Here is a 12,633-nt window from a genome sequence, read left to right on the forward strand (position 1 = left end):
ATTATTGTTACATTTGTCATATCAAACTTGGAGTATGCTCACTTACAAATTAAGGATAAATAGAATATTATTAATATATAGAAAGAAAAACTTGATAAATAATTGGAGGTAGCTCTATGATAATAAATGTTAAAAATCTAGTAAAAAGATATGGTGATTTAATTGCACTAGATCATCTAAATCTAGAAGTAAATGAAGGAGAGATATTTGGTCTTCTAGGACCTAATGGTTCTGGAAAAACTACTGCAATTAACTGTATTTTATCTCTTCTTAAATACGATAAGGGTAATATAGAAATATATGACAAACCAATGTCACCAGATGCTTATGATATTAAACGTAATATAGGTATAATAATGCAAAATGTCGCAGTATTCGAAGAACTAAATGTTTATGAAAACATTGATTATTTTTGTGGACTGTACATTACAGACAAAAAAAGACGCAAAGAGCTTGTAGAAGAAGCTATAGACTTTGTTGGCCTGAATGATTTTAGAAAGTTTTATCCAAAAAAGTTAAGTGGAGGTTTACTTCGCAGATTAAATATTGCCTGTGGGATTGCTCATAAGCCAAAGCTAGTTATACTAGATGAACCAACAGTTGCAGTTGACCCTCAGAGCAGAAACAATATATTAGAGGGAATACAAAAACTTAATAAAGAAGGAACCACAATTGTTTATACTTCTCACTATATGGAAGAGGTTGAACAAATTTGTACGAAAATAGCAATTATGGATAAAGGGAAAATAATAGCAACTGGAACTAATGACGAACTAAAAGGAATGATAAATTCAGGTGAAAAACTTACTGTTGAAATATTTAAAATAGATAATAGCATATTAGAGGGTGTTAGAAATCTTCCAAATATAGTTTCTGCACAATATGAAGGGAATTTACTTGTTGCAAAATCAAGTAACGGTAAAAATAACCTTGTTGCTTTGTTAGATTATCTAAAGTCAAAGGATGTACCTATTGGAAAGATTTATTCTGAGCCACCTACATTGAATGATGTATTCTTAGAAATAACAGGTAAAGAGCTTAGAGATTAGGGGGTAAATTATGTTTTTTCATAACTATTTATACAGGCTTAAATGCATTGTAAGAGATAAACAGAATATGTTTTGGACTCTTATGTTTCCAATACTTTTGGCTACATTATTCAATATGGCTTTATCTAATATTTCAAGTGCAGAAAAGTTTTCTGAAATTAAAATTGGAATAGTAAAAGATGATGAGTATAAGAAAAATACAGATTTTATTAAAGTAATTGAATCTGTTAAAAGTTCTAATAAAAGTGAAAGTAATCTATTTGATATAGAATATACATCAAGAAAAGAAGTGGAAGATCTTCTAAAAGATAGCAAAATTGAAGGTTACATTTATTTTGACAATAAGATAAATCTTGTTGTGAAGCAATCGGGTATAAATCAAACTATAATAAAAAGTTTCATAGACGACTTTAAACAGACCACATCTACAGTGGGAACAATTATTAGCAAAAACCCTGAGGCAGTTCAAAATGGGCTTTTAGACAGTATTTCAAATAGAACTGATTACCTTAAAGAAGTTTCCCTAAGTAAATCAGATCCTAATACTATTGTAAACTACTTTTATACCTTAATTGCCATGGCTTGTCTATACGGAAGTTTTCTTGGAGTAAAAGAAGTAACAGCTCTACAATCTGATTTATCTCCACAGGGTGCAAGAGTTAACATGGCTCCTACCCATAAGCTAAAAATATTTATAGCTTCTATGGTTGCAGCAACTACAGTTCAGCTAATTCAAATGTTTGTTTTAATATGTTATTTGGTTTTTATACTAAAAATAGACTTTGGGAATCAAATGAGTTATATAGCGCTAACTTGTTTAATAGGAACAATTACAGGAGTTACCTTTGGTACCTTAATTGCCTCAGTAATCAAAAAAGGTGAAGGACTTAAAATAGCAATTCTAGTTATATTTATTAATACAATGTCATTTTTATCAGGGATGATGTACGATAAAATGAAATACATCGTTAACCAAAATGCACCTATTTTAGGATATCTTAACCCAGTAAATTTGATAGCAGATAGCTTTTATTCACTATATTATTATGATACTCACACTCAATTTTTCACAGATATTGCTATGCTTTGTGGTTTGTCTGTAGTTTTTAGCATAATTACCTACTTTGTATTAAGGAGGGAGAAATATGCAAGTTTATAAAGCATTTTTTAAAGTAATTTTAAAAAACATATCCCAATTAATGATTTATGTTGTAGTATTTATATTATTAGCAGTAGGTCTTGCAAATACTAACAACAAACCTGTAAATACAAACTTTACAGAAACAAAAGTTAATATGGTATTTATAAATAATGATACTAATTCAAAGATTGTTGAAGATCTAAAAAATTATCTAAGCAGAAATGCCAACATAATAAATATACCAGATGATAAAAAAGAGCTTCAAGATGCTTTGTTTTTTAGAGAAGTAGAATATATAGTAAGAGTTCCTAAGGGCTTTACAGAAGGGCTTTTAAGTGGGAAACCAATAAATATTGAAAAGACCACAGTACCGGGATCAACTAGTGGAATATACCTTGATAGTATAATAAATAAATATTTAAACACTGCAAAAACATATACTAGTAATATTAAGGATTTATCGGATGAAGATCTTTTAAGCTATATTGAAAATGATTTGTCACAAAAAACTGAAGTCAAGCTGATAAATTCTTTAGAGGAAACTTCTAAAAATGAAAAGGCTGCATTGTACTTTAATTTTATGGCTTATGCATTGTTTGCAATATTAATTTTAGGTGTTTGCTCTGTTATGATTGTCTTTAATAATACAGATTTAAAAAAGAGAAATCTTTGTTCACCAGTAAAACTTAAAAGCATGAACTTCCAAATGATACTTGGAAATCTTAGCTTTGCAATATTTGCCTGGTTTGCAATGACTTTAACCAGTTTTATTATGTATAAAAGTTATATGTTTACCGCCAAGGGCTTACTATTTTTATTAAACTCCTTTGTATTTACCCTTGCAGCACTTAGCATAAGCTTTTTAATAGGAAATGTTGTAAAAAACAGAAATGTCATGTCTGCAGCTGCAAATGGTGTTTCTTTAGGAACTTGTTTCATAGGAGGCGTGTTTGTACCTCAGTTCTTGTTAGGAAAGACAGTATTAAAGATTGCAAGCTTTACGCCAACTTATTGGTATGTAAAAGCTAACAATAGTATAGCTTATCTGGTTAACCTTAATATGGAAAATCTTACACCAATATTTTTAAATATGCTAATAGTTATTGGATTTGCTTTGGCGACCCTCTCAGTGACCCTTGTAGTTATAAAACAAAAGAGAATGAGCAATTAAATCTAATATTCTTTTGTAAATCTAAATTTAAAAGCTCACCAAATTGATAAAATGGGAATAAACTGTATTAAGATGAGGTGAATTTACATGGATTACAAACCTTATTATCATAGTCAACAAGATTATGGTGAAAGACAAATGGTTAATGATTTAAATAGCGATACTCTCTTAATAGATTATATTTCAAGAGCTATAGTTGCAGAGGCACATGCTTACTATTTTTATGAAAGATTAGCACAACTAGCTATGAATGAGCAAGATCGACAAATCATCTTGAAAATTCAGTTAGATGAAGCAAAACATTATCGATGGTTTAGACCAATTTTACGGAGACTAGGTGGAGAACACCCTCAAATCCCGTATATTGAATTACCTACTGAATTCGAAGAAGGTATTAAAGCAGCCATTTTTTATGAATTAGAGGCCGCGGCTTTTTACCAGTATATTGCATCTAGGGCAAACAGTAACTATATTGTGAGGAATTTTACGAATGCTGCCATTGATGAACAACGTCATGCATTATGGTTACAAAATATGTTGATGTCTATAGATAGACCAGCTTTTAATTTAAAAAGTGTAGATTCTATAGACAATAGAAATGAGGAAGAATATAAACAGTATGTAATATCATGGATTGATGAGTTTGTTAGAGTACAAAACGAAAATCCTTTAATATTTAGTATTGAAACAAAATATCTAGATAATAATAGGCAAGCTATACAAGCAAGAAATAGAATAATAAGTAGTTTCCAATATCCTGAAGATAAAGTCCCAGAGAAATACAAGGAGATGCATAAAGAATTAACACAAACAATATCTGCATATAAAGATGCATATGATACATTATATCTAGCAATAACAACAGGAGATAGTAGAACTGTTGGAGAAAATGTAGGGCGTTTATTCCAATTAGATATAATTCTAAATAGAATTAAAAATGATTTAAGTATGTAAAAACCAGTTTTTAGAAGCTGGTTTTTTATTTTGAAAAGTTCTTAAGTTTACCTAAAATAGAATTATGTAAACAAAGTGCAATTTCCTCATGTTATTTAAAAAGAAGAAATATAAGAAAAAATATTAATTTTATTGATTTAACTCTAATAGAACGTATAATTAAAATAGATGAAAAAATACAGGGGGAAATAATAATGAAATACTATATGAAGTCAAAATTTTATAAATTAAAAGAAGATTTTTGGATAAAAAATGAAAAAGAAAAAGAATGCTTCTTTGTAGATATTAAACGCCTTTCTATGGGATTACAATTTGAAATTCTAAAAAATAATAACGCTCTATACTCAGTAAAACAAAAAGTATTGTCATTTATGGGAAGCTACGAAATATTTGAAAATGGGAACACAATATCACAAGTAAGTCAAAAACTAACTTTGTCTAAGGACAAGCTAAAAATAGATGGTAAATACGGAGATATTAAAATCACAGGCGATATGTTTCACTTTAACTATTCAATAGTAAAAGACGACAAGGTAATAGGGAGAGTGACAAGGAGATTAGTTGAATTTAAAGAGGAGTATGCTGTAAACATAAACTTTGAAGATGAAGCATTTATATTGACTTTGGTAATTATAATAGACGATATAGTAGGTAAACAACTTAAATAACACAAGTCTACTTAAATCGGAGGGGAAATATGACTATTAATATAGATGTAAATGAAGATATATTGTATTTAAATAAGGAAAAACAAATTCGTGAAAATCTGGAGAAAAAAATAATATTATTAGAATACATAGATAACATATGTACGGGTATAGTACTTGAAGATAGAAAAGATACTATATTGATATTTGATGAGTATGGAAGAAATAGAATTATAAATAGACAAGATATATTAGATATAGATATAGAAATATCTAAAGACTTAGAAGAGCATATGTATAAATACTATAGGCAATATAAACATGTTTCACATGTGGAAGATGAGTGTAGGTTTTATAAAAAGCAATTAGAAGAGATTAAAGCTGCATACTCAAAAAATTATAATTTATTAAAGGAATATAACAAAGAGCTTCAAGATATAAAAGAAGAGACATTAGATGTATTAGGAATATATAGATATCAAGAGATACATAAAAAGTTAAGTTCAATGTTAAAAAATGATATAAAAAACTATATTATAGATATAAATGATAGACATCTTTTAGAAAAAATAACCTTCAATAGATTATATACAGTGGCGGAAGAAGGAACATTCGATGTTAAAGATCTTAAGTTTGTAGGCTATTTCGATGATGGAGGAGTATATATAGAAGATAGTTTGCTTTGGAGTGCAGAAGCTAAAGGACAAGCTGAAGCTATATATTCTAATTTTAATAATATGTTATTAAAAAAAATCAAAGATTATAAAAATATTAGCTTAGAAATAGAAGATAGATTAATATTAGGAGGACCTATAAAAGATCTAACTTTAGAAAAGAATTTCAGCTTTAAATTATTAGAAAATATAAGAGATAAAGAGAGTGTAGACAAAACAATATTAGATATAGCTAATTTTGTAAATGAATATATAAATTAAAGGGCTTACTAATTTGTAAGCTCTTTAGTTATTTGCCATTTATCTTTTGAAAATTCTCATTTTTTACTTTGCTTAAGAAGTAATTTTCAGTTGTTCAATATTTAAAGGATAATCGTACAAAGTACCAGCCCATTGTATTAAATCATCAAGTTTTAGGTTATGTTTTAAATCAATGTTGAAATTTAAAAACGGATAAATAGATTTAGTAGAGTTAGATATAATGATATATTTAGTATATAGTTTAACTAGGCATTATTGCATAGCTGTAAAATAATGTGAATTATCATCACACATTAGATTAGTTGGTGTATTAAATTCTTAATTGGAGGAAAATAGCATGGATAAAAATAAGAAAAAAGAACTTTTGAAAAAGTATGCTCAAGAACAGAAAAATACTTTAGTAAATTCAATTCCATTTAATACTACTAGATTTGAAAAATTATTTGATTATGTAGATGAACAGTTAGAAATAGATGGATGTGATGATACTTTAAAGCACACTATAAAATTTCTAAATGATAATAACTTACCTGTAGAAAAAGCATTAGATTGGATGAATGAAAATGGTGGTTGCTGTGATTGTGAAGTGTTAGCAAATATAGAAGACATAATAGAAGATATATAAATATACAACTATGGCGTAGTATTTATATATTATGAAACAAGTACTTATCCAAACGATAAGCCTTTTGTTATATGTAGTATAATTAAAATATAAGGTAATGCACAATTGTAAACTATGACAATTTAACCATACGATTGTTTCAACAGAATGGAGGATTTGTAGATGATTATTCAATGGATAGCCTTATTAATTGTTATATGCTTCTTAGCATTTTCATATTATAAACAATATTCACTTAAGACAAGACTATTCTATTTAGGTGCATTTTTTATAGTATCATTAATTTTGATGCTTCCCATATTTGGATTTTCAATTCTGACACTTGTAGGGTTATTTTTAATTGAGAGGATATGGATTTTATTGGCGGCTGTATTATTTATCGAAACAGCAGTAAGCAAGAAAGGTAGCATATTAAGAATTATTTTAGGCGTTGTTTCCTTTATCACATACCTTTATCTACGCACTACTATTTAAAAATAAGATTATGAATATATGCCAAAGTAATTTTAATTCGCATGTTTATATATTGAAAAAGAGGAGAATTAATTCTCCTCTTTTCCAATATATATTTAATTTCAACACTATATTAAAACATAGCCTATTATTTTAAAGATGAAATATTATTAGACAAAGCATTAATACTATCAGATAGCACCTGAAGCTTTTGTTCTATTCGTACCAAAAGATACATTGATACAGCAATAGGAAAGCCCACATCAGCTATAAGAGTTCTTATGTAGTCCATTTTATTTACCTCCTTTTATTGTACTAAAAAAGCCCTTATAAAAGAGCTTTTATCTTACTATGCTAATTCAAATTCAGTAGTATCAGTAGCTATTATCTTAGCTTCAACAATCCCTACTAAATCAGCATATTTGGGCTTAAATACATTCTTTGCAACTATTAAGTTCATAGCTGCAGTTATTTCACCTTGAGTTATATCAGCTCTAGGATCATCTAAAGACATAGATATATTCTGCCCTAAGGCATCAACAAAAGTCATAACTAATCTAGTTTTAACCATAAAAATCACCTCCTATCTCAAAATTTTAAAATTACTACTCAGATATAGATATGTTATCTATCTTTTCAACATCCATTAAATCATGTGGTTGAAGACCAACAAATACATTTGCAACAGCTAAAACATCATCAGCTATTACATCGTGCTTTAAGGCACCAAATGTCTTAGATCTAACCACAGCCTTACCATGTTCATCAAGTCCTAAAGATAACTTTATCTTTAATGACGAAAGATTGTTTATTTCTACAGCCATTTCATCTACCTCCTTTCATTGAATTAAATTAATTATAGAATAGATGAGATAAAGGAGACAGAAATCAAGTTGAAAAAACAAGTTAAATAAAGTTGTTGAATTATCTTAGAAAATCATATAGGGCATAGCCCTAAATCCTTAGAATGAAAAATTAATATATAGATGTATAAAATAACGATATAAGGAAATAATCACGATATAAATGAAAATTAAAGGAGTGATTTTATGAGTTCTTTTGAAGGTTTATACACTTTTGCAGATGTAGCTAGTATGTATAAAATGGATCAATCTACTTTTAGACAGAATATAGGCAAGAGATTTATTGAGAATGTAGATGTAAAAAAGTTTGGTAAGACTTGGCTTATAAGAGAAGAAGCTTTAGTTAGAGAATTTGGATTTATACCTGTAACTGAGAGTGAAGAAAAAAGGGATATTAAAAGAAAACCAGGTAGAAAGAGCACCTTTGATAAGTATAGAGAAGCTTATGAAAATGGTAAGTACGAAACTAAAACAGTATAAGATTTGATTTTACAAAAATTTATATATTGGAACTAACGTTCATACATACTATAATAAGCTAGGTTGCTTAGAATAAATAGTTTATAGAGTTAACGTACATATTCATGTTCCAGCGCCCGATAAAGATCAATGGGCCACAAGCTTCATTTATAAGTACTTATAAATATAAAAAATGTATATAGGAGTGTTATAATTAAAAATAGAGATGGTTTCAATTTTTACAACGAAACTAGTCGTAGTCTAGTAAATCAGAAAAAGAGTAAATGAGGGATATGGTATGCCCAAAATAGAAGAAAAAGAAATTTGGATACCTTATGACGAGTTTAAGCAATATTTTGATAAAAAATTAGGTCAATATAAAAAAAATTTGACTATACAAAACACGACGAAAAAAATGGAGGTATAGACATGAATTTTAAGGTTAAAGAAATTAATGTAAATGTTTTGAGTTTAATTAACACAACAGGAGAATATGAAAAAATTGTAGATGGTAGTATAGAAGAACTTTTTTTTGACACTAACAATTTAAGAAGATTAGGGCTTTTTTACTTTGAAGATTTCATCATAGAAAGATTTGAAGATATTATTAATAATTTAATGGGAGAAGATGAAAACATAGTAGAAAGTGAATTTATCAAAGAGTTTGAGAGATTTTACAATATATCCATAAATTCAAAAGAAGATATTTTAATATACGGAATATATGAAAGTAATGGGAACTATATAAATGTATCAGAATGTGAAAACGAAAAAGAATTTATAAAAGAATTAAACGGTTTATTGACTGAATTGTATGGAGAATATCCAAGTCAAAAAGGAAGCCTTAGTAAAATTAAACTAGAAATTAAATAAATGTAATGCAAAACAAGGGAGAAAAACAAATGAAAAGTTTTAAAGATTTAAGTAAGGTAAAAAAGATAGGAGTTGTATTATTAGCAATACTATTATTCCCAATAACACTTTTAGTTTTAAGTTGTAGATTGTTAGTAAAAGGAGTTAAGTCAAAGAAAGTTGGGAAAATAGTAGGAGGTGCAGTTTTATCTGTATTTTCATTATTTTTTGCAATAGCAATATATACTCCAACTGAAAACGTAGTAAAGGAAACATCAAATACAGACAAGCCAGTTATAGAGCAACCAAACGAAGAAAAATCTGTTAAAGAGGAAAACCACAAAATACTAAATGTAGAAATAAAAGAGGAAATGGAAAGTAAAGACGGTAAAGTTAGATTTAATATAAAAACTAATCTGCCAGATACAGCAGAACTATTAATAGGACTTAAAGAACTTAAAAATGGAGATTATCAAGGACAAACCAAAGCTATAGTTGTTAATGGAATAGCCCAAACAGAATGGTTTTCAAATAGTGGCAAGGCACTTAGAAATGGAGAATATGAACTGTCAATAAGTATGTCAATGCCACAACTTCAATCTAAAAAAGTTCAAGAAGTTGTGGGAATTAACGGAGAGTATATGGAAGGAGATTATGTAGAAAAAGATAATGATTCATCTTTTGTATCTAAAACTACAACTATAACATTGAGTGGCGGTGCTGATTTAAAGAAAAAAACATCTCTTAATGATAAGCACAAAAAGGTTGTAGCAAAGTTTTACAATGAGTTAATAAATGAATACAATACTCAATCTTCTAATTATAATGAATTAGAATTTGGAAAATTCACAGCTGATTGGAATAGAAGAAGAAATGAAGCACAATCTGAGCTGGATAAAGAAGAAGCTTTAATGGAGTATGATATAGCTATGGGGGATTTAATATATTTAGAAACTGAACTTAAAAATAAATTAGCTGGAAAAACTGTAGATGATAATTATATAAAAGAAATTAGGTCATCTATTGAAAATGTTATAAAATAACACTTTTTTAAAGAAGTAAATGATATGAGAAAATATGCCAAGTCCATAGAAGTTTGTATAAAAGACATAGCCTAATTTTAAAATCATAAATATGTAACTTTTGAATTATTCTAAATGGTATTTTTGTAATACGCTTATATATAATAGTACTCCTTCGCTTATAGTCCAGAAAGAGCACCTGGAACCAATACTTATACATACTATAATAAGCTAGTTTACTTAGAATAAATAGTTTATAGAGTTAACGTACATATTCATTACGCAGCGCGCGATAAAGAGCAATCGGCCACAAACTTCACTCATAAGTACTAAGAGCCTAGTCTCTCTAAGCGAATTTCAATAAAAACATACTTAAGAAAGGTATCATCTCTTGCAGACATGATACCTTTCTTTTTATTTTAAGGGATACCGCTAAGAGTGCAAATAGTACGCACTTAGCTGAGTTGCTATATATAACAGAGTAGTTAACTACTCTAGAACTGATAACTTAGATAAGGATAAGGTCTAAAAGTGAATAGTTAGATTTATAGTGTTGTACATACTAATATACTTAGCATATAATCTAAATATATATTATTGCACAGTAGTACAATATCATGTGCTAAATATTATTAAGAAGGGGGATTGAAATGAATCAAAAGAAAATATTAACGCTAATAGGAGTTATTATAAGTGTAGTTTTATCATATTCAATACTAGGTAATTATAAATATGCTACATTGCAAATGGATTTATTTAGAGATGAGACTATAATTTTAACCACCTTAAATATACAAGAAGAATCTATTCAGAATATAATTCTAAAAAAAGTAAGTAACGAAGAAAAAAACAATATATTGAGAGAAGAGCAAAATAATATTTATTTAGTAGGTTCTTGGTTTTTTCATCTGGATAGATATTCTATTTCAAATACAAAAATCAATGATTTGGCAGCAGATGCATCAGGTCAAATTATAGATAAGAAAGACTATATAAATACTCTTATTGATAAAGACATTAAAGATTTTAATAATGAAGATACAAAGTTCCTAAAAAACTATAGAGACGCTTTAACGATAATTTCAAAAAACTCTTCTGAAATTCTAGATAAAACTCAAGAAACATTTGTAATTCCTGTATATACTAGGAGTCAGATAGAAAATAATATTTATGCTATTTTTGATGTAATATTAGAGTTATGATAACATAATAAGTCAATTATTTGTAATTAAAGTTGATGCGTATTCTTTATATATTACGAAGTAGTATAATATAAGGCTAATAAAAAATATCTAGAAAATAAATCTAACCATAAATAAAAATAGGAGGATAATAGCATGACATTAAAAGAACTAAGAAACAAGAAACCAACAGAAATTTGGAAAGATGACATAGAAGAAGACTATGAGCTATTTACAGAAGAAAATATTACTGAAAGCGAAGAAGCCTTAGATGATTTTATAGATGAACTAATCTCTTTAGGTGATAATGCTAACGAAAAAGACATTATGGACTGTGTCAAAAAAGTTGTAATTAAATTCAATGATTTCAATGAGAAATATGATTATTATATAGAGACTATGGAAAGAGAAGATTTATGTGAATTTATTATTAAAGCTGCTAAAATAGCTGGATTAGAAACAGATGAAGATATAACTGAAGAATGGAGAGAATTTTAGACTGATTTATTATATCTGATTTAATATAAACTAATATTTTAAATCAGACATAATATTTATAAACTATCAATGAGTAATTCATTGAATATCAGATAGGGAAAAAGGTATTATAAGGACGGGGATAAGATTGATTGAAAAAGATTATAAGTGTTCTATTCCAAATTGCTATTTATTTAGAATAGACAAACTTAAAATGAATGGACTATATAAAATATATGCAAAAAATGATGCTATATATGGAGCAAAACTAGCAGGCGAAATTTTTGATGAAGAATCTACAGATATGTTTTTTTACAATTACCTTGGTAATTCATTATTAGGTGATTTAATAGAGTGGTTAATAAAGCGATTCTTTTCAGAATGGGTTAAGAATAAAATTAAAAAACGTTATGAATTAGAAGCATACTATAACGATTGTGAATTTGATATTACTACTTTTTTAAATAAGGGCAAAGCGAATTTTGTATTTGATAAATGTGATATAAAGAAAGTAAAAATTTTTATGAAGCGTGTATCATTTCACCCCCTATATACCAATGAAGGGACTATTGTTATTGAAACAAATCAAGTTAAACCAATGAAATTTGTTGTTATCGGAAAACAAAGTATGAGAGATATAGCTAGAATTTTTTCTGACTTAGGAATATCTGTTGAAGTTAAAGATAAAGGAGTTCTATATAATAAATTCTAGTTATTATAATTATATAAATAGGTTATATGAAGATTGGTCTAAGATATTTTTAATGTGATTAAGTCTTATATTGCAACTAAAGCACTAACATT

At 27.7% G+C, this 12,633-nt stretch carries 18 protein-coding genes; 15 read left to right on the forward strand and 3 right to left on the reverse strand.

All coding sequences use genetic code 11. The features are described 5' to 3' along the window. Positions 1 to 116 precede the first annotated feature (116 nt). From ACUSRV_RS03515 to ACUSRV_RS03550, 8 genes are all read left to right on the forward strand, one after another. Positions 117 to 1,049, forward strand: a complete 933-nt coding sequence (locus ACUSRV_RS03515; RefSeq protein WP_490140538.1) for an ABC transporter ATP-binding protein — start codon at positions 117 to 119, stop codon at positions 1,047 to 1,049. Between the two features lie 10 nt (positions 1,050 to 1,059). Continuing rightward, entirely contained in the window at positions 1,060 to 2,208 is a 1,149-nt protein-coding gene (locus tag ACUSRV_RS03520) for an ABC transporter permease (protein WP_490140539.1), read from the forward strand. After that, positions 2,195 to 3,361: an ABC transporter permease gene (locus ACUSRV_RS03525; RefSeq protein WP_490140540.1), complete on the forward strand. Its 1,167-nt coding sequence runs from the start codon at positions 2,195 to 2,197 to the stop codon at positions 3,359 to 3,361. The genes ACUSRV_RS03520 and ACUSRV_RS03525 overlap by 14 nt, the downstream gene beginning before the upstream one ends. An 87-nt stretch (positions 3,362 to 3,448) precedes the next feature. Beyond that, positions 3,449 to 4,315 carry a ferritin family protein gene (locus ACUSRV_RS03530; protein WP_490140541.1) on the forward strand — a complete coding sequence of 289 codons (867 nt, stop codon included), beginning with the start codon at positions 3,449 to 3,451 and terminating at the stop codon, positions 4,313 to 4,315. 194 nt (positions 4,316 to 4,509) lie between these two features. Beyond that, positions 4,510 to 4,983, forward strand: coding sequence for an LURP-one-related/scramblase family protein (locus ACUSRV_RS03535; RefSeq protein ID WP_490140542.1), 474 nt, complete (start codon positions 4,510 to 4,512; stop codon positions 4,981 to 4,983). Positions 4,984 to 5,012: 29 nt separating this feature from the next. Further along, positions 5,013 to 5,897, forward strand: a complete 885-nt coding sequence (locus ACUSRV_RS03540) for a hypothetical protein (protein ID WP_490140543.1) — start codon at positions 5,013 to 5,015, stop codon at positions 5,895 to 5,897. A gap of 337 nt (positions 5,898 to 6,234) precedes the next feature. Next, entirely contained in the window at positions 6,235 to 6,522 is a 288-nt protein-coding gene (locus ACUSRV_RS03545; protein WP_490140544.1) for a DUF2695 domain-containing protein, read from the forward strand. Between the two features lie 162 nt (positions 6,523 to 6,684). Next, complete coding sequence (locus tag ACUSRV_RS03550; protein WP_490140545.1) at positions 6,685 to 6,996, forward strand: hypothetical protein; 312 nt, start codon at positions 6,685 to 6,687, stop codon at positions 6,994 to 6,996. Positions 6,997 to 7,123: 127 nt separating this feature from the next. On the opposite strand, the gene ACUSRV_RS03555 is transcribed toward ACUSRV_RS03550, so the two are convergent. The 3 genes from ACUSRV_RS03555 to ACUSRV_RS03565 are packed head-to-tail and all read right to left on the reverse strand — an operon-like array spanning position 7,124 to position 7,799. Next, entirely contained in the window at positions 7,124 to 7,267 is a 144-nt protein-coding gene (locus tag ACUSRV_RS03555; RefSeq protein ID WP_490140546.1) for a YvrJ family protein, read from the reverse strand. Positions 7,268 to 7,324: 57 nt separating this feature from the next. After that, entirely contained in the window at positions 7,325 to 7,546 is a 222-nt protein-coding gene (locus ACUSRV_RS03560) for a DUF2922 domain-containing protein (RefSeq protein WP_490140547.1), read from the reverse strand. A gap of 34 nt (positions 7,547 to 7,580) precedes the next feature. Next, positions 7,581 to 7,799, reverse strand: coding sequence for a DUF1659 domain-containing protein (locus ACUSRV_RS03565; RefSeq protein WP_490140548.1), 219 nt, complete (start codon positions 7,797 to 7,799; stop codon positions 7,581 to 7,583). Between the two features lie 225 nt (positions 7,800 to 8,024). Between ACUSRV_RS03565 and ACUSRV_RS03570 the strand changes: the two genes are divergently transcribed. The 7 genes from ACUSRV_RS03570 (at position 8,025) to ACUSRV_RS03600 (ending at position 12,541) form a co-directional block, all read left to right on the forward strand. Then, positions 8,025 to 8,318, forward strand: coding sequence for a helix-turn-helix domain-containing protein (locus tag ACUSRV_RS03570; RefSeq protein WP_490140549.1), 294 nt, complete (start codon positions 8,025 to 8,027; stop codon positions 8,316 to 8,318). A gap of 277 nt (positions 8,319 to 8,595) precedes the next feature. Next, positions 8,596 to 8,724 carry a hypothetical protein gene (locus ACUSRV_RS03575; RefSeq protein WP_490140550.1) on the forward strand — a complete coding sequence of 43 codons (129 nt, stop codon included), beginning with the start codon at positions 8,596 to 8,598 and terminating at the stop codon, positions 8,722 to 8,724. Between the two features lie 2 nt (positions 8,725 to 8,726). Then, on the forward strand, positions 8,727 to 9,170 hold the full coding sequence (locus ACUSRV_RS03580; protein ID WP_490140551.1) for a hypothetical protein: 444 nt from the start codon (positions 8,727 to 8,729) through the stop codon (positions 9,168 to 9,170). A 29-nt stretch (positions 9,171 to 9,199) separates the two neighbouring features. Then, the gene (locus tag ACUSRV_RS03585) at positions 9,200 to 10,192 is read left to right on the forward strand and encodes a hypothetical protein (RefSeq protein ID WP_490140552.1); all 993 of its coding nucleotides are present in this window, start codon (positions 9,200 to 9,202) and stop codon (positions 10,190 to 10,192) included. A 629-nt stretch (positions 10,193 to 10,821) separates the two neighbouring features. Continuing rightward, positions 10,822 to 11,373 (forward strand): hypothetical protein, encoded by a 552-nt coding sequence (locus ACUSRV_RS03590; protein WP_490140553.1) that lies wholly within the window; start codon positions 10,822 to 10,824, stop codon positions 11,371 to 11,373. 135 nt (positions 11,374 to 11,508) lie between these two features. Continuing rightward, positions 11,509 to 11,850, forward strand: a complete 342-nt coding sequence (locus ACUSRV_RS03595; protein ID WP_490140554.1) for a hypothetical protein — start codon at positions 11,509 to 11,511, stop codon at positions 11,848 to 11,850. A 127-nt stretch (positions 11,851 to 11,977) separates the two neighbouring features. Next, positions 11,978 to 12,541 (forward strand): hypothetical protein, encoded by a 564-nt coding sequence (locus tag ACUSRV_RS03600; RefSeq protein ID WP_490140555.1) that lies wholly within the window; start codon positions 11,978 to 11,980, stop codon positions 12,539 to 12,541. The last annotated feature ends 92 nt before the right edge of the window (positions 12,542 to 12,633 follow it).

It is taken from the genome of Sporacetigenium sp. TC11 (assembly GCF_058146105.1).